The sequence below is a fragment of the Priestia megaterium genome (genome assembly GCF_009497655.1).
Classification (GTDB): Bacteria; Bacillota; Bacilli; order Bacillales; family Bacillaceae_H; genus Priestia; species Priestia zanthoxyli.
Genome location: NZ_CP023317.1, coordinates 4,834,321 through 4,852,355, shown reverse-complemented (window position 1 = coordinate 4,852,355; position 18,035 = coordinate 4,834,321). Strand labels below are relative to the sequence as shown.

18 protein-coding genes are annotated in these 18,035 nt (G+C 38.4%); 15 read left to right on the top strand and 3 right to left on the bottom strand.

Translation table 11 applies throughout. The features are described from left to right. The first annotated feature begins 94 nt into the window (after window positions 1-94). The 10 genes from CEQ83_RS24915 (at window position 95) to cudC (ending at window position 7,612) form a co-directional block, all read left to right on the top strand. Complete coding sequence (locus CEQ83_RS24915; protein WP_028412010.1) at window positions 95-1,585, top strand: ATP-dependent helicase ComFA; 1,491 nt, start codon at window positions 95-97, stop codon at window positions 1,583-1,585. 95 nt (window positions 1,586-1,680) lie between these two features. Beyond that, window positions 1,681-2,274 (top strand): ComF family protein, encoded by a 594-nt coding sequence (locus CEQ83_RS24910; protein ID WP_224980623.1) that lies wholly within the window; start codon window positions 1,681-1,683, stop codon window positions 2,272-2,274. Between the two features lie 61 nt (window positions 2,275-2,335). After that, window positions 2,336-2,749, top strand: a complete 414-nt coding sequence (locus CEQ83_RS24905) for a TIGR03826 family flagellar region protein (RefSeq protein ID WP_028412012.1) — start codon at window positions 2,336-2,338, stop codon at window positions 2,747-2,749. Window positions 2,750-2,908: 159 nt separating this feature from the next. Then, window positions 2,909-3,163 (top strand): flagellar biosynthesis anti-sigma factor FlgM, encoded by a 255-nt coding sequence (gene flgM, locus CEQ83_RS24900; protein WP_014457790.1) that lies wholly within the window; start codon window positions 2,909-2,911, stop codon window positions 3,161-3,163. 21 nt (window positions 3,164-3,184) lie between these two features. Beyond that, window positions 3,185-3,646, top strand: coding sequence for a flagellar protein FlgN (locus CEQ83_RS24895; protein WP_223546706.1), 462 nt, complete (start codon window positions 3,185-3,187; stop codon window positions 3,644-3,646). 18 nt (window positions 3,647-3,664) lie between these two features. Then, window positions 3,665-5,188: a flagellar hook-associated protein FlgK gene (gene flgK / locus CEQ83_RS24890; RefSeq protein WP_028412014.1), complete on the top strand. Its 1,524-nt coding sequence runs from the start codon at window positions 3,665-3,667 to the stop codon at window positions 5,186-5,188. A 2-nt stretch (window positions 5,189-5,190) separates the two neighbouring features. Next, the gene (flgL, locus tag CEQ83_RS24885; RefSeq protein WP_028412015.1) at window positions 5,191-6,072 is read left to right on the top strand and encodes a flagellar hook-associated protein FlgL; all 882 of its coding nucleotides are present in this window, start codon (window positions 5,191-5,193) and stop codon (window positions 6,070-6,072) included. An 81-nt stretch (window positions 6,073-6,153) separates the two neighbouring features. Next, the gene (gene fliW / locus CEQ83_RS24880) at window positions 6,154-6,576 is read left to right on the top strand and encodes a flagellar assembly protein FliW (RefSeq protein WP_155017546.1); all 423 of its coding nucleotides are present in this window, start codon (window positions 6,154-6,156) and stop codon (window positions 6,574-6,576) included. A 24-nt stretch (window positions 6,577-6,600) separates the two neighbouring features. Continuing rightward, window positions 6,601-6,831, top strand: a complete 231-nt coding sequence (gene csrA / locus CEQ83_RS24875; RefSeq protein ID WP_028412017.1) for a carbon storage regulator CsrA — start codon at window positions 6,601-6,603, stop codon at window positions 6,829-6,831. Window positions 6,832-7,057: 226 nt separating this feature from the next. Beyond that, a complete protein-coding gene (cudC, locus tag CEQ83_RS24870) occupies window positions 7,058-7,612 on the top strand; it encodes a choline uptake/conversion transcriptional regulator CudC (RefSeq protein ID WP_028409671.1) in 555 nt (184 codons plus the stop codon). Window positions 7,613-7,654: 42 nt separating this feature from the next. Here the strand turns inward: cudC and CEQ83_RS24865 are convergent, their stop codons facing one another. Together CEQ83_RS24865 and betB are read right to left on the bottom strand one after the other, a co-directional pair. After that, window positions 7,655-8,857 (bottom strand): choline dehydrogenase, encoded by a 1,203-nt coding sequence (locus CEQ83_RS24865; protein WP_016765895.1) that lies wholly within the window; start codon window positions 8,855-8,857, stop codon window positions 7,655-7,657. A 21-nt stretch (window positions 8,858-8,878) separates the two neighbouring features. Continuing rightward, complete coding sequence (betB, locus tag CEQ83_RS24860) at window positions 8,879-10,369, bottom strand: betaine-aldehyde dehydrogenase (protein ID WP_176521382.1); 1,491 nt, start codon at window positions 10,367-10,369, stop codon at window positions 8,879-8,881. Window positions 10,370-10,999: 630 nt separating this feature from the next. Here betB and CEQ83_RS24855 point away from each other — a divergent pair. Then, window positions 11,000-12,712: a high affinity choline transporter 1 gene (locus tag CEQ83_RS24855; protein ID WP_028412019.1), complete on the top strand. Its 1,713-nt coding sequence runs from the start codon at window positions 11,000-11,002 to the stop codon at window positions 12,710-12,712. Window positions 12,713-12,751: 39 nt separating this feature from the next. Here the strand turns inward: CEQ83_RS24855 and CEQ83_RS24850 are convergent, their stop codons facing one another. Beyond that, window positions 12,752-14,149 carry an amino acid permease gene (locus tag CEQ83_RS24850; RefSeq protein ID WP_028412020.1) on the bottom strand — a complete coding sequence of 466 codons (1,398 nt, stop codon included), beginning with the start codon at window positions 14,147-14,149 and terminating at the stop codon, window positions 12,752-12,754. A 331-nt stretch (window positions 14,150-14,480) separates the two neighbouring features. On the opposite strand from CEQ83_RS24850, the gene CEQ83_RS24845 reads away from it, so the two are divergent. From CEQ83_RS24845 to CEQ83_RS24830, 4 genes are all read left to right on the top strand, one after another. Continuing rightward, window positions 14,481-15,161, top strand: coding sequence for a hypothetical protein (locus CEQ83_RS24845; protein WP_028412021.1), 681 nt, complete (start codon window positions 14,481-14,483; stop codon window positions 15,159-15,161). 202 nt (window positions 15,162-15,363) lie between these two features. Further along, window positions 15,364-17,169: a flagellar filament capping protein FliD gene (gene fliD / locus CEQ83_RS24840; protein WP_028412022.1), complete on the top strand. Its 1,806-nt coding sequence runs from the start codon at window positions 15,364-15,366 to the stop codon at window positions 17,167-17,169. A gap of 16 nt (window positions 17,170-17,185) precedes the next feature. Further along, window positions 17,186-17,587 carry a flagellar export chaperone FliS gene (gene fliS, locus CEQ83_RS24835; RefSeq protein WP_028412023.1) on the top strand — a complete coding sequence of 134 codons (402 nt, stop codon included), beginning with the start codon at window positions 17,186-17,188 and terminating at the stop codon, window positions 17,585-17,587. Between the two features lie 2 nt (window positions 17,588-17,589). Further along, entirely contained in the window at window positions 17,590-17,928 is a 339-nt protein-coding gene (locus CEQ83_RS24830; protein WP_028412024.1) for a flagellar protein FliT, read from the top strand. Window positions 17,929-18,035: the final 107 nt, after the last annotated feature.

The following is an 18,035-nucleotide window of genomic DNA, read 5'->3' as shown; positions in this document are numbered from 1 at the left end:
AAAACCAAATCATTTGATTTGGTTTTTTTGCAGGAAAAAACACCTTTTTTTGCGTATATAGATGTGTACGATAAAAATGGAAAGGAATGAAGAGATGCTTTTTACTGTTAAACAAGAACTGCTAGATCCCGTTCAAGTGCCTAGTCCTGATGCTTTTCCTCTCTCTCAAATCGATACGTGGAGAACTCCACCTTTAAATCCTTCATACCCTTACTCTTTAGATCTTCAGCGCTCTTTAAGCGGAAAGCAGCTGCTACTCAATCAGACTCCCTATCCTTTACCCCTCATTCATGAACATTACCTAAACGGATATATTTCCTATCAAAAAGCAATTACCCAAAAAGAAAATCGATACAGATGCAACCGGTGTGGAAGTGATAGCCCTTTTTATTTCGCTTCATTTCCATGCAGTAGATGTCACCAGAACTGCTACTATTGCCGAGCATGTATTGTAATGGGCAAAGTAAGTGAATGCACACCCTTTATAAACTGGGAAGGGCCAGCAAGTAATGTCCTGCCAAAAAGCAGCGTGATGAATTGGAAAGGCACGCTGTCTAAAGCTCAAGAACGTGCTTCAAATGAACTCATTCAAGCTATAAAAAAGGATGGAGAGCTGTTAATTTGGGCTGTTTGCGGAGCAGGAAAAACGGAAATTTTATTTAAAGGTATTGAATCCGCGTTGAACAGCGGAAAGAAAGTCTGTATTGCTACTCCAAGAACAGACGTGGTTATTGAGTTAAAGCCAAGAATTCAATCGGCATTTCCGGATATATCTGTGCTGGCTATGTATGGAGGCAGCGAAGACCGTTTTCATGAATCCTCTCTTATTATTTCCACCACTCATCAACTTTTGCATTATTATCAAGCATTCGATGTGCTGATTATTGACGAAGTAGATGCATTCCCGTATTCAACAGAGCCTATGCTGCACTATGCTGTTGCAAAAGCAGCTAAACACGTTGCGTCAAAGATTTATTTAACAGCGACTCCAAGTGAATCATTAAAAAAAGACGTTGAGCAAGGAAAAAAACAAGTAGTTAAAATTCCAGCCCGCTATCACCGAATGCTTATTCCTGTTCCTCGGTTTGAATGGTGTGGCAATTGGAAGAAAAAAATAAAAACAGATACCTTGCCTGCTAATGTTGAGAAATGGGTAAAAAAAAGAATAGATGAAGGGAAACAATGCTTTGTCTTCGTCCCGCAAATTAAGTGGATTGCTCCGATCACAGACATGATTCGAAAGCTGACCGAAAAGGTAGACGGTGTCCATGCTGAAGATTCCCAGCGAAAAGAAAAAGTAATGAAATTTAGAGAAGGGCAGCTCGTTATTTTAGTAACGACAACCATATTGGAGCGAGGCGTAACGGTTCCCAACATAGATGTTGCAGTATTGGGAGCAGAAGAAACGATTTTTACTGAAAGTGCTCTTGTGCAGATTTCAGGAAGGGTGGGGAGGAGTGCTCAATTTCCAACGGGAGACGTGGTCTTTTTTCATTATGGACAATCTCTGTCTATGCGAAAAGCAAAAGGACATATTGAACATATGAATGCTCTAGCTTATAAGGAAGGGCTGATTGATCGATGACAATATGTCTGATTTGTTTTGAACCTCTTGTCTCTTCTTTCGATTGGAGGTCATTGTTAAAATCTTCTTCAACGGATAGGATTTGCACTGTTTGCTTGCAAAGATGTCCCATCATCACCAGTAGCGTTTGCAGGGGATGCGGCCGCTCTCTTGCAGACCTGGCTCCTTCTCATTATGAGCTAGACACATGTAAGGACTGTCAGAAATGGAATGATGCTTCTTTTTTTAACCGTTCTCTTTATACGTACAGTGATTTTATGCAAAGCATAATAGAGCGTTTTAAATTTCAAGGAGACTATGAAATTATCCAAGCATTCAAGGAGCAGTGGTATAAGTTCTATAAAAAAGAATGTAACCCAAAAGCTATACTAGTTCCTGTACCTTTAACGGAGGAGAGATTATACGAAAGAGGGTTTAACCAATCTTTAGCACTAGCTGAACTGATCAGTGACAACATAGAAATGCCTCTTGTTCGTTGTTCAGGAACAAAGCAATCAAAGAAAAATAGGCGAAGTCGGCTGACAGAAAGGCTGGAATTTAAAGTAGTCGACTCCTCAATGGTTACGAATCAAGAATTTCTCTTGATTGATGACATTTATACAACAGGAGCAACCGTGCGCCAAGCGGCAAAGTGTTTGCAGGAAGCTGGGGCACGTTCAGTTCGTTCGCTCACTTTAATTCGTGCATGAAGATGTATAATTTAAAACTTTGACCGATAGTAAAATAAAAAACAAATGAGGAGTTTCGAATATGGGAACGTTAGATAATTGCAGGGAATGCGGTCATTTATTTGTGAAAATTGGATCAATAAGTATATGTAAATCATGTTTTGACAAAGAAGAAGCTCTGTTTCAACGTGTTTCTTCATTCTTGAAGAAAAGAGCAAATCGTACAGCAACGACTTACGAAGTGATGAAAGAAACGGGCGTTTCAGATTTGTTAATTCATCAATTTATTCGACAAGGTCGCTTAGTGTTAGCTAACTTTCCAAATATAAGCTATCCATGCATGCAATGCAACGCTCAGATTCGGGAAGGGAAACTTTGCCATTCATGCTCTCAAGAAATTAAACATGGGTTAGAAAAGCATAATCGTGAGATGATTCGTTCAAATGAAGAGCCCACGCGTCCCACCTATCGTTCTAACGAAAGGAAAAAAGAGTAAAAGTGTGCTGAATGTTTGCAGACTCTCTATCTATAGACCTATGTTTAAGGTGGACTGTGAAAATGGTCTCAACTTCCTTGCGGATGCTAAAGGTTTAGGTGGAAATTCCGATATAATGAATAGAGATAACGGATACAAATATAAAAAGAGGTGAGAGAGATGAAGATTAACCCATCGAACTTATTTGGAATAAATCCGTACAAAAAACAATCAGAAAAAACAGAACAGGTCTCTAAAAAAAATCCACAAGATCAGATTCATATTTCATCTGAGGCGAAGAAACTTCAGGGAAATGAACCATCTCCAGAAAGACTTGAAAAATTGGAGAAGCTCAAACAGCAAATTAACAGCGGAACATACGAAATTAACGGAAAAGAAATTGCTAAAAGTATTGTAGATTTCTATAAAAAATAAAAGGACTGACATTGATTGAACGTGCAAGAAATTCAAACGATACTAGAAAAACAAGTAACGCTTCATAAAAGTTTGTATGTCATTGTTAAAGAGAAAACGAATTTTATTATTAAACAAGATGTAAAGGCATTGACGGCTTCTTTGCAAAAAGAGCAATCTCATATAGCTGCTATTTCTGCACTGGAAACAAAACGTATAGAAGCAATGGAAAAAAGCGGACATACTGCTCGCTCCATTGAAGAAATAGCAGGCTCATTCTCTGAATACTCCATCTTGATACCCTTTCAAAAACAGCTAATAGATATCATTCAAGATATAAAGTATGCAAATGACTTAAACAATCAGCTGCTCACACAGTCTTTACAGCTGATTCATACCGAACTAGACCTTCTTGTTCCATCGAAGCGAGAGGATTCGTTCAATTACACAAAAACAAATAATAGATCGTTTCAGTCCAACTCTATTTTTAATTCGAAGGCATAAAGAACGGAGGAAAGCAGAATGAGTTCAACATTTCATGGTTTGCAGGTGGCTAAACGAGGAATGGACGCCCAACAAGCGGCTCTTTACACGATTGGCCATAACGTATCTAATGCAAATACGCCGGGCTATACGCGTCAGCGAGTAAGTTTAGAAACGTTCCCAGCTTATCCGGCCCCAGGGATGAATCAGACTGGGACTGCGGGTCAAATAGGAATGGGAGTAGAAGCCAGCACGGTAGAGCGAATACGTGATACATTTTTAGATACCCAGTATCGAGATGAAACCATTAAAGTGGGGTATTGGGATGCACGCGCTGGTGCTCTTGAAAAAATGGAGGAAATTATGAATGAACCTACTGAAGATGGACTTTCAGCTGTTTTTAATCAATTCTTTGAGGCCATTCAAGATGTAGCTTCACACCCTTCAGAAGCAGGAGCCAGGTCTGTTATGATTGAACGAGCTGAAGCAGTAGGCGATACTTTCTCTTATTTATCTACTTCTTTAAAAACGATTCAAGGTGATTTACAAAACGAGCGTGACGTAGCCGTAACACAAGTAAATTCGTTGCTAGAGCAAATAAATAATGTGAACCAACAAATACAAAACGTAGAACCAAATGGCTATTTACCTAATGATTTGTATGATGAAAGAGATCGGCTGCTAGATGAGATTTCTAAATTTATGCCGGTTTCTTTAGAGTATACAAAAAGCAGCGGGAACGCTTCTGCAACGTCAGAAGGAGTGGTAACGGTTCAGCTTCAAACGTCTCAAGGACCTATTACTCTTTTAGATGGGAAAACTCATCAAATAAATGCCATCAGTTTGACAACAAATCAAGATTCCTATGTGACGGGCATTCATATAGGGGATGAGATACGGAACCCTGAGTCATTTCCTCAAGGAAAACTTAAAGGGTTAATTGAGGCTTCTGGATATATAGATAATAGTGGTAATAGAACTGGTGTTTACGCTTCAATGATTGATGATTTAGATGAAATGGCATATGAATTTGTGAACTGGTTTAATGATAAGCACGAACAAGGTGTCACGCTAGATGGTGAGAATGGTGTGTCCTTTTTTAATGAGATTTCTCAGAAAGAAGGAGCTGCAACTGGAATTGTTATTGCTGATAAAATCAAACAAAACACAAACAATATCGCTGCTGCTTCTTCGGCCTCTTCTGAAGATGATGGAACTGGCCGCAAAGGAGATGGACAAAATGCTCAGCTGTTGTCTCAATTTCGTCAAAAGGTGCTTATTAATTCCGGAAACGGAGCTGTTTCATTAGATGGATTTTATCAATCTGTCATTGGCCAAATGTCAGTAGATGCCCAACAAGCCAACCGCTTAAAAAGTAATTCAGAAACTCTCCAAGGAGCTGTGGAGCAAAGGCGCCAGTCTACCAGTGCAGTTTCATTGGATGAAGAGATGACCAATATGATTCAGTTTCAGCATGCATATAACGCTAGTGCCCGTATGGTGACGATGATTGATGAAATGCTTGATAAAATTGTAAACGGTCTTGGAACTGGAGGAAGGTAAAGATGCGTGTCACACAAGGAATGTTAGCGGCTAATTCGTTAAAACAGATTAGCAATAGCTATAATAAGCTGGAAACCCTTCAAAACCAATTATCAACGGGAAAGAAAATTACTCGTCCTTCCGATGACCCGGTAGTCGCTACGAAAGGAATGGCGTATCGGTCTAATCTTTCTGAAGTAAATCAATATAAACGTAATTTAACAGAAGCTCAGTCTTGGTTTGATAGTTCAGAATCAGGACTTGAACAAGTCAATTCCATTCTTCAGCGCACTAAAGAGCTGGTCGTGCAAGGGTTAAACGGTACGAATGAAAGTGATGACCGACAAGCGATTGCACGTGAAATTGAACAGTTAAAGCTGGATTATATGCAAGTCGGCAATACGCAGGTGGCAGGAAACTATATCTTTAACGGTGTAAATGTGGGAGCACCGCCGATTAGTGAGAATGCAAGCGGTATGATAGAATCGAATATTAATCTGGATCCTTTTTCGGTTGAGGTATCAAAAGGTATCCAGCTGAGAGTCAATATTCATCCTGAAAACATCTTTGGACAAGGTGCATTCGACTTAATGAACAATGTTCAAACAGCTTTTGAACAAAACGATGTAAACTCACTAAAAGATCTTTCTACACAGGTAGACACGCAGCTGTCTACGCTATTAGCGGAGCGATCTGAATTGGGAGCAAGGAGCAATCGGCTTGAGCTGATCGAAAACCGCCTTGATTCACAGGAAATTACGGCTACTAAGATGCTTTCAAATAATGAAGATGCAGATATTGAAAAAGTCATTACGGATTTAACCGTACAAGAAAGCGTGCATCGTGCTGCTTTGGGAGTAGGGGCTCAAATTATTCAGCCTACGCTGCTAGATTTCTTGCGTTAAAAAGCTCCTTCTACACAGAAGGAGCTTTTTTATAATGAAAAAAGATAACAAGAAAAAATTAATTAGCAAAGGTGTGATGAGATGAAAATTTTCACAAGCTATCATGGAGATATAGAAATAGATAATCAGCAAACACTGACATTTAATCAAGGGATTCCAGGTTTTTTGGAAGAAACTGAATTTGTTATTTTACCACTTCCGGAAGCCGAAGCTTTCCAAGTTCTGCAGTCTACTCAAACCAAAGAATTAGCTTTTATTATCACGGATCCATTTCAGTTTTTTTTAGATTATGATTTTCAACTAGAACCTCAGGAAATCGAAAAGCTTCAATTACAACAAGCGGAAGATGCAGCTGTTTACGTATTGCTTACGATGTCAGATTCTGTGGAAAAGATAACGGCTAATTTGCAGGCTCCTGTTATTATTAATACAAAGCAACAGCTTGCTAAGCAAGTGATTTTAATGAATACAGCTTACGAAACGAAGCACAGGTTATTTGAGTAAGAGGAATAGATAAGGAGTGAGTCCATGCTTGTTTTAACACGAAAGTTATATGAAACAATCAAAATAGGTGATGAAATTGAAGTGACCGTCCTTGCAGTTAATGGTGATCAAGTAAAGTTAGGAATTCAAGCTCCAAAGTCTGTAGATATTCATAGACAAGAGATTTATGAAGAAATACGTAATGAAAATAAAAGTGCTTCTCAAATTACATTACATGCTATTGATATGCTGAAACAATTACCGAAAAAGAAATAAAACAATCAGATTGAAAATAATTAAAAATATACCGTATAAATAATATCTAAATCGGGAAAGATAAACATATAGTATTCCCCACTATGTCTTAAGCCTTTCTCTTTAAGAGAAGGCTTCTTTTTTATCAAAAAATTGAACTGAATTTCTGTTTTTTTCCTTTTTATCGTGTATCATTAAATTTATTAAGTATAATTCAAATAAATTTAACAAAAGAGGAGAAGAGTAAATGAGTGATGTTCAAGAGTATCATGATTTATTAAAAGAAGCCGAAGATGTGGTTGTCAGTGCTTTAGCTGATACGATGGATTTATATGGTGTTACACCTTCAGTAGGAAGGCTGTATGGCATGCTTTATTTTATGGATGAACCTGTTACATTAGATCAAATGAGTGAAGAATTGGGTATGAGTAAACCAACGATGAGTACATCTATTCGTTCACTTCAAAATATTGACATGGTCCACAAAGTGTGGAAAAAAGGTGTTCGAAAAGACTTATATGAAGCAGAAAAAGATTTTTCTAAGTCCTTTTTTTCATTTTTCTGTAAGAAGTGGCAAAGAGAAATTTCAGTTAATTTAGAGGCAATCGAAGAAGCGGAAAACAAGCTGCAGATTCTTTTAAATGATGAAGATGTACCTGAGGAGATCGCAGTAAAAGCAAAGCGTAATTTAGCGCAGATTATAGAGTCCAAACATTATTATCATTTCTTGAAAAAAGTAGTGAAAGTTTTTGACGACCGAAGAATCATCGATATTTTAAATGAAGAATTAGCGAAAGAGTAACATAAAAAAGGCTGTTGAAAAATCAACAGCCTTTTATCATTTTTATACGGTTAATGGTGTAGCTTCAAAACAGCGGTTATAAATCCATTCGTAACTTTTTACAGTTAAATCACGAGGATTCCCAACTGTTTGAGGATCATTAAATGCTTCTTGCGCTAAGCGAGAAACCGCTTCTTTTGGAACACCTTGTTCTTCTAAAGAAGGGATTTGTACATCTTTAACTAATTGATATACTTCACGAACAGCTGCTTGAGCTGCTTCTTCAAGTGTTAGTTCATGTGTATTAACCCCTAGAGCTTGAGCTATGCGCGCAAATTTCTCAGGCTCACCCATCCAGTTATACTCCATTACAGGACCTAGCATTGCTGCTACGCAAGGGCCATGGGCAATTGGATAAATGCCTCCTAATGTTTGAGCCATCGCGTGAGCTGCTCCTGCAGATTCACTTCCATATGAAAGGCCAGCAAGCATAGCTGCATGCGCCATTCCATAGCGTGCTTCGATATCCTGTCCATTTGCAACTGCACGTCGTAAGTATTTTCCAACGTACTCAATAGCCAATAAAGCAACAGAGTCTGTCATTGGTTGCGCAAAGTGGCATGTATAACACTCAATTGCATGAGCTAATGCGTCAATTCCTGTACCGGCCGTAATATGTGAAGGCATAGATACGTGCAGTTCTGGATCAATAATTGTTAAGTGAGCAGCAATTAAAGGTCCACCTGTATTAAACTTAAACTCACGAACAGGATCCGTAATGACGGCCCATTGTGTGACTTCGCTTCCTGTACCCGCAGTTGTAGGGATTGTTGTTAAAGGAGGGATACGTTTTGTTAAAGGTTTTTTTCCTTCAGCTGCTTCATAATCTAAGACGGGAGCATTATGAGCTACTTCTACACCAATAGCTTTTGCCGTATCCATTGAACTTCCGCCTCCAACAGCTACTAGTCCGTTGCATCCATTTTCCTTGTACATTTTTGTGCCGTCTGCTACTACGTGAATAGAAGGGTTGGCTTCTACTTGGTCAAATAGAATAACGTCTACGTCCGCTTCTTTTAAACTAGCGATTACGGGATCTGCTAAACCTACTTTTTTTACACCAGGATCTGTTACTAATAAAACTTTAGACACACCTAGGTTTTTTACTTCCTCTCCAGTATGTTTTACAGCACCAATTCCATGTTTTACAACCGTTGGCATCTCAAAACTTTTTAAACGTTCCATTCTTTCAAATCGCATAAACATCTTTAAATTCCCCCTTAATTTTTATTGAAACCAGCGCATTGGCTGTGGATTTGTATTGGTATAAATATGTTTAATTTCCGTATACTCTTCTAGACCGATATGGCTAAGCTCTCTTCCAATCCCAGATTGCTTATAACCTCCCCAAGGAGCCTGCGGGAAGTAGGGATGATAATCGTTAATCCAAGTTGTTCCCATACGGAGTGCTTTCACTACACGTTCAGCTCGGTTCATATCACTTGTCCAAACAGCTCCAGCTAATCCATAGATCGTATCGTTAGCAAGTGCGACTGCTTCTTCTTCAGTACTGAAGCGCTCAATTGTCATAATCGGACCAAATGACTCTTCTTGGACAACTTTCATGTCTCCATGACAGTTTGTAAAAATAGTTGGTTCGATAAATAAGCCTTTTTGTAAAGAATCCTGAGTTGGACGCTTGCCTCCTAAAACAAGAGAAGCACCTTCTTGTTTCCCTAGCTCAATATAATGTTCCACTTTAGCTAGATGTTCTTTTGAGATAACGGGTCCCATTTGAGTGGCTTCGTCCATGCCGTCCCCTAGCTTAATTTTTTTGGCTTGTTCAATAACTGCTGAAACAAATTTATCGTGAATATCATCTTGAACGAGTAATCTCGCACCAGCTGAACAAACTTGACCAGCATGAAAGAAGACCGCATTTAATGCATAGTCAACCGCAGTGTCAAAGTCAGCGTCAGCAAAGACGATATTCGGATTTTTCCCTCCGAGTTCAAGAGCAATTTTTTTAAAGTTGCCTGCGGCAGCCTGCATGACTTTACGTCCAGATACTCCGCCACCTGTAAAGGAAACTAAATCTACTAAGTGACTCTCTGCCATTTCTTGTCCAACGGTCGCACCTGGACCGAGTACAATGTTAATGACGCCTGCTGGAAAGCCAACTCTTTCAAAAATTTTCATCATATGAATAGTTGTTAAAGGGGTGATTTCGCTTGGTTTAATAACAATTGTGTTCCCAGCAGCAAGTGCGGGAGCCAATTTCCAAGAGGCTTGCAATAACGGGTAATTCCAAGGAGTAATTTGGCTGCACACGCCTACAGGCTCACGGACAACGCGGCTAACAGAATCAGGATTAGGTGACTCAATCATCTGTCCGCCATCTTTATCTGCTAATCCAGCATAGTATTGAAAGACATCAGCAATTCCATCCATGTCTGCTAGGCTTTCAACGAGGGTTTTTCCGGTATTTAAGGTTTCAAGCTTTGCTAGTTCCTCGCGATCATTGCGAATTTCTTCCGCTACTTTAAATAACAAAGAACCTCTTTCGGCCGCTGTAAATTTAGACCATTCACCTGCATCAAAAGCTTTTCTAGCTGATTCAATGGCTTCTATGGCATCAGCACGATTTCCTTCTGTAACGACAGCGATAACCTCTTGATTAAAGGGGTTTACAATTTCTCTTTTCTCGCCGCTGCGTGCTTCAACCCATTGGCCGTTTATGTGCATTTTCTCAAGCATAAGTGTTTGTTCCAATAGCATCGACCTCCAAATAATAGAATTTGTTAAATTTATATTTAACGTTCTTAACAATTTGAATTATAGCATCGGCCATTTAATTTAGTCAAATTCAAAAACTTTAAATGTTCTGAATTTAAATTGATTTTCTTCTCTATTAAGAGCTGATTATTCGGATATTAAGAAAAAATTTAACAAAAAGCAATTAAAAAATACTGATTGCTATGTCCCTTGATACAAAAGGTTTTTTTATGTATGAGCTATGAGAATATTATTCTTTTTTTATATGAAAACCCTTAAACTTTTTTGACAATATCCTAAACATTCAGATATATTAACCATAGTACGATATCTGCTTGCATACAAACCTTGAGAAACAAAGGATTTTGAATGTGGAAATTAAGAAAGGAGTTTAGAGAGAAGATGAAAATAATTATGAATTTTTAGCTGAATAATAAAATAAGTCAATTTAAATTATTTTAATATAATTATATAAACGTAATTTCTCCCCTTCGTATTGGTATTTATAATCCAACTATTTATAGTTTATTCTAAAAAAATCTATTTTTAGGTTTAATTGTATGCTGGTAGGAAAAAGGAATAGAGGACAGTTATGTCTTTAGATTTCTTTATCAATTTAAAGGATGTGAGACGATGCAAAATGCTAAAAAGCCATTTCGTTCAGACACACAACAAGCCAGGCCTGAAAAGTCGAATGAGACTTCTGACTTTTCAGGGAAATCAAACAGAAACAACCGTCTACTAACCCCCTTATGGACAACTATTATAGGATTTTTCATCTTTATGGTTGTCGCATTTATCTATTCTCTCTATAATCCAGATCTCTATTGGCCAGGCCTCATTTTAATGTTCATTATGTATGGTGTTATTTACTTTATTGGTGCTCGAGCTGCTGCAAGTAAAAAAGGAAAATCAGATGATATGCTTGTTGCGGGAAGATCTATGCCGCTATGGATTTCAATGTTCACAATGACCGCTACTTGGGTAGGTGGAGGGTATATTGCTGGAACGGCCGAAACTGTTTATTCCTCAGGACTGACTTGGACGCAAGCGCCATGGTGTTATTCAATCAGCTTAATTTTAGGCGGTATCTTTTTTGCTAGAAAGATGAGAAGGTTTGAGTTTATGACAATGCTCGATCCTCTAGAATCTCGTTTCGGTAAGAAAATGGCTACGGTTCTTTATTTTCCAGCTATATTAGGAGAGCTGTTTTGGAGCGCAGCTATCTTAACTGCTTTAGGAACAACATTCGGTGTGATTTTAGGCCTCAGTTTTTCAATTTCCATCATTCTTTCCGCACTTATTGCCATTGCATACACCGTGATTGGCGGCTTGTGGGCAGTAGCACATACCGATATCTTACAGCTTTCTATTATGTTTTTAGGATTATTTCTGGTGCTTCCTTTTGCATTTTCGAATACGGGAGGGGTGGGAGCCGTTTTTTCTACTTATTCAGAAGGTATGACTGGTTCTCTTCATTTATTTCCTCCATTAAAAGGCTGGGAAGATCCAAAATGGGGAAATACATATTGGCAATGGTGGGATAGCACATTTTTACTTATTTTTGGTGGTATTCCATGGCAGATTTATTTTCAGCGCGTGTTATCTGCTAAAAATGAAAAAGCAGCAATGTGGCTATCTATTACAGCCGGCATTTTTTGCGCTCTAGCGGCCTTGCCTCCAACTTTAATAGGAATGATTGGTTACAGTGCGGACTGGTCTTCATTTGGAGCGTCAAGCCCTGAGAGCGCGTCTATGATTTTAACATACGTATTTAAATATCTAACGCCTGATTTAGTAGGAGCGATTGCGCTTGGAGGACTAGCTGCTGCCGTCATGGCTGCAGTAGCGGCTTCGTTACTTTCAGCTTCGGGAATGGCAGCTTGGAACGTGTATCGTCCGATTGTAAAACCAAATGCGACACAGGCGCAGTTAGATAAAGTTATTAAACGTTCTATCATTATCATTGGAACTGGAGCAACTTTAATTGCTTTAAACTCTGAGAGTGTCTACTCCTTATGGTATTTATCAGGGGACCTAGTGTATTGTATTCTTTTTCCACAATTGGTTTGCGCTTTGTTCTTTAAAGGAGCAAACTGGTACGGATCTTTGGCTGGATTCATTGTGTCTCTTGTTCTTCGAATCGGTGGAGGGGAACCGCTGCTTCATTTAAAAGCGCTGCTTCCGTATCCGATGATAGAAGACGGGGTGGTCATGTTTCCATTTCGTACATTTGCGATGGTAGGCGGGTTGTTAACTATTTTTATTGTTTCTTACGCAACGCGACGTATTTGCCCTCCTCAGCCGCTTCGAAACCTTCATCGTGACATATCGGTTGAGAAATAATCAAAAACAAAATAAAAAAAGCCGCAGATGCGGCTTTTTTTATTTTGCAATATTTTCTGACTCGGAAAATTGATCGTCAGGTCGCTTGTTATTTGTTTTTTTGATGAATGAGTATGAAAGAAGAACAACAGCGGTTAATCCAAGAGTTAAGAAAAACTGTGAGCGCATCGAATCAATAAATGCCATTGATAAGAAGATCACGGTAATAACAGCAATTGTTACGTATGTTAAATACGGGAACAACCACATTTTCATTCCTTTAATTGGCTGGTTGGCTTGAATCATTTTCTTACGCAGGCGTAAATGCGAAATAGCGATAGCTAAGTACACAATAAGAGCAATGGCTCCTGATGCATTAACTAAGAATAAAAAGAGTTTATCCGGCGAAACGAAGCTAAAGATAGCACATACATATGCGGCAGCTGTGCTAATCCATACGGCTCTTGCCGGCACGCCTGATTTGCTTACCTTTGCTAAAGCACGAGGAGCTTGTCCTTTTTGAGCTAATGATAAAATCATTCGCGAGTTCGTATATAAAGCAGAGTTTAAGCAAGACAAAACGGATACTAATACGACTAAATTCATAATTTGTGCAGCTGCTGGAATGTTGACCATTTCTAACATTGTTACGTACGGACTTTTTAGTAAATCAGCTGAGTTCCAAGGTAAAAGAGTTACTAAAATAGCAACTGAACCAATATAGAAAATTAAAATTCGCCATACGACACTGCGAATAGCAGTTGTAATAGCTTTTGCTGGATTTTCTGATTCACTAGCTGCAATAGCCGCAATTTCAGCTCCAAAATAAGAGAAAATAACGGTAATAACTCCTAAAAAGATAGAGTTCGTACCTTTTGGCATAAAGCCTCCGTGCCCCGTTAAATTAGCTAAACCAGGTGAAGATGTACCTGGGATTAATCCGAAAATAATAGCTAAACCGATTCCCATAAAAGCAACGATTGCCACAATTTTAATCATTGCAAACCAATATTCAAATTCTCCAAATGATTTGACAGAGAATAAGTTTGTTAAGGTTAATGCAAAGGTTAAGATTAAGCTTAAAAGCCAAATTGGTACGGAAGGGAGCCATTCATGAACAATTGCTCCTCCTGCAGTGGCTTCGATTGCAATTACAATTAGCCAGAAAAACCAGTAAAGCCATCCAACAGCATAACCTGCCCACGGGCCAATTCCTTGCTGAGCATATGTCGCGAATGAACCTTTATCTGGATTTACCATAGCCATTTCACCGAGCATACGCATTAATAGAACGACTAACAGTCCGGCTGCTGCATATGAAACTACTGCTGCTGGGCCTGTTGCGTTAATAACGGATCCGCTTCCTACAAACAAGCCGGCCCCGATAATACCTGCAATGGAAATCATGGAAACGTGACGTTGCTTTAACTTTCCGTGTGATTCTGTTTTGTTTCCCATCGTATTCACTCCTTTAAAATTATCGAAAGACTATTAGAAAATAAAGTAAATTCTGAAAATATAAATAGAAATTCCTCCCCTTACCTTTATAATAAGCAAGAAGTGTGCCAATTATCAAATTCCTATAAAAATCGACTTTAAGTTACTAAAATCGACGCATTTTAAGTCGAACAAGACTCGTTTTATTCACTATAGACTTATTCGCCATTTGGGATGTCGAGTATATACGTACATTTTATACAAGTTTTCGACATACATCTTATTTATCTTGTATGATAAAAGATAAATCGGTATTATGTTCCAAGAAGAATGTTTGAAAGGGTGCGTGTGTTTGAGAAAATTTATAGCTGTTATTTTTCTATTTATTATCCTTTTATTTGGGTTGTATTTTTTCGTTAGTCCAGTTAGAAATGTTGAAAAGCTTGATCAGACTGCTTCATTATCTTCACTAGCACAAGAAAAGTCCGCTCGTGCGACGTCGCTAGAACTGAACGGAGGCTCCCCTATTTTAGGCTACCGATTGAGCGAGAGCGATGTTAACGATTATTTGCGCAGCTACCTTTATGAAAATGATGAAACGGTTGAGGGAGCAGAAGCGGAGTTGCTTCCGGAACATATAAAATTTTATATTAATAAACATGTAGTATCTTTTATGGAATCACAGTTTGTAGTTGATGTAACACCAAATGCCGAGAATGGAAAGCTTGTTTTGAAGGTGAATAGTGTGCATTTAGGAAGAATGCCGATTCCGAGGTCTCTTGTATGGGATCGCTTAAATATTAACGAGTCTTCTGATGTCACGGTCGATAAAGAAATGAATGAAATTACTCTGCTCAATAATTTGCCAGATTCCATTTCGTTTGAGCAAGCAGATACAACGGATGAATATATAAATTTATCTGCCTCTGTAACCATTGATTCGTTACGAGATATTATAAATCTAGCACCATACCTTATTCCTAAGGATATTCAAAGGAATTTATCCCAGAAACTGAACTTGTTTGGCCAATAATAAAAAGCTCACTTATTGTAAAAAAATAAGTGAGCTTTTTCTATCTTGCACCCTTTGACCTATGAAAAAAATGTTCGTTTTACCGATACAAAATAGAGAAGTGGTGAACCTATGAACGAATAGGGAGATTCGAAAAAATATACTTATATTTTATGGCTAGCAGTTGATGGATAGATGAATAAAAAAACGGTGGTGATGGTAAGTGGTAAGAGTAAGTGGATTAGCAAGTGGGATGGATATTGATCAAATCGTCAGTGATTTAATGAAGGCTGAACGAATGCCTATTGATAAGATGAAAAAACAAAAGCAAACGTTAGAGTGGCAGCGCGACGATTATCGCTCTATGAATTTGCTGTTATCAGACTTTAATAATCTTGCTTTTAATATGACCTTGCAGTCTTCTTATTCGTCCAAAACGGTATCTTCAGCAGATGAAACAAAAGTAAAAGCAGCAGCTACTTCCTCAGCAGGAAATGCGTCTTATACCCTTTCAAACGTGACAATGGCGACTGCTGCTCAGACTATTAGCACCAGTATTGATTCTAGTATGGATCCGACGAAAAGCTTGTGGTCTCAACGCGGGTCGATGGATTCAAGTGTTTGGACTGAGAAAACAGTGGAACAAGCCGCCATAACATTAAGTGCGGATACTAGTACAGTGAAATTAGCTAAAGGTGCTGTTTCTGCTGTAAATCAGAACACAGGCACTTTAAACTCTATATCCGTTACCACGGATGGTACAAGTAAAGCGTATACCGTAAGAATAGGAACAGCGGCGGGAACTATAAATTCTAATGAAGTATTTATTAACGAAGACACAGGTGAAATGACGTTTGGTACCACATTAACAAGCGGCAGTACAATTGAAGCGTTCTCGTATCAGCAAAATGTGCTGAACTTTTCTATGACAACTTATGATAGTACAGGCAAAGCAACAGGAAATATTCAAGATGGGGGAAGTACGCCATTTGAATTTGATGGTTCCACCTCATTAAACACCCTTCTCACACAAATCAGTAATTCAAAAGTAGGCATTTCAGCTTTTTTTGATGAAGGAACGAATAAAGTTGTCATGACTCGTAAAGATACGGGGAATTTATCTTCTGTTGACAGTCCAGATGGATCCAATATGGTTTTTTCAGGAGCATTTTTGACAACGGGGTTTCTACAGCTTGCCGGTAATGCGAAAGGAACAGACGCAAAATTTACGCTAAACGGTCTAGAAACAACTCGTAAGTCTAATACATTTACAACGGGAGGCGTTACCTATACCCTTCAAAATAATTTCACAGGAGATGTGCGCGTTAACGTAAGCAATGATACGCAAAAAGTATTTGATACAATCAAAGATTTTGTGACTAAATATAATGAGCTGATTGAGAAAATTAATGGAAAGATTACCGAAGAAAGAGACCGAAACTATCAGCCTTTGACGGATCAAGAAAGAGAAAAGCTAACGGACAAACAAGCTGAGCAGTGGGATGATAAAGCAAAAAGCGGTTTGTTAAAAGGAGACACAATTTTATCAAGCGGGCTGAATCAAATGCGTTCTAACTGGTATGCCTCTGTATCAGGAGTGAGCGGAGCATTTTCACAGCTAACGGACATCGGTATTTCAACTAGCGCAAACTATAGTGATCGAGGCAAGCTAGTGATTGAAGGTGACGGGACTAAATTAAAAGAAGCAATTGAAAAAGACCCGCAGTCTGTTATGGATTTATTTATGAAAAGTGGAAGTACAACAAGTGAAAAAGGGATTGTACGACGTTTACGAGATACGATTACTCAAACCGTATCCAAAGTTGAGCAGCGCGCTGGCCGTTCAACATGGACAAGTGAACAATTTTTGCTTGGGCGGAATTTAAAAAGCGTAAACAGCCAAATTACTAGTTTTGAAAGCAGGCTCACACAAGTAGAGGACCGGTATTATCGTCAGTTTACAGCAATGGAGAAAGCCATTCAAAATGCAAATGCTCAAAGCGCGCAGTTATCGCAATATTTTAGTTAAGAAGGAGTGAACGTTTATGGCAGCAAATAATCCATATCAAGCGTATCAGCAGGGAGCTGTTCAGACTGCCTCTCCAGGAGAGTTAACGCTTATGCTGTATAACGGGTGTTTGAAATTTATCAAACTTGCACGAACAGGCATACAGGAAAAAAATATTGAGCTAAAAAATACGAATTTGTTAAAAGCACAAAATATTATTCAAGAATTAATGATTACCCTTGATACAAACGTGCAAGTTGCTAAGTCTATGATGACTATGTATGACTATATCAACCAGTGTTTAATTGAAGCGAACACAAAAAATGACATAGAGAGCTTGGATGAAGCCGAACAATATGTAACAGAGTTCCGCGATACGTGGAAGCAAGTTGTGCAGCTTCACCGCCAGCAAGTCCATGGAAGCGGCGGCCAAGCATAAATATGATAAACGAACTGTATCAGATAACTGACGAGATTTACCGACTTACTCAAATATTTTCTGACAAAAATCGAGAAGAGGACATTCAGAAATTAGAGTATCTTCTATTAAAAAGACGTGACCTCATGGAGAAGCTGCCGCCAAAAAGTAGAGATCATGAATGGATGGGTAAGAAAATTGTCGAAATGAATAAGACGATTGATCAAAATCTGATCTTCATCCGGCATCGAATCATGGAAGATCTCCGTTTGCTAAAAGTGAAAAAAAAGCATAATAACAGCTATGTAAACCCTTACGAAATGAAATCGTTTGATGGGATGTTTTACGATAAAAAAAATTAATTTTGCGTAAAAAATACAACCCTTCTTCTTATGAAGAAGGTCTATTTTTTTGGTTTTTTCATAAACTTTTCTCAGGTTCCAAAAATTTTCACTAAATTTTCTAAAAA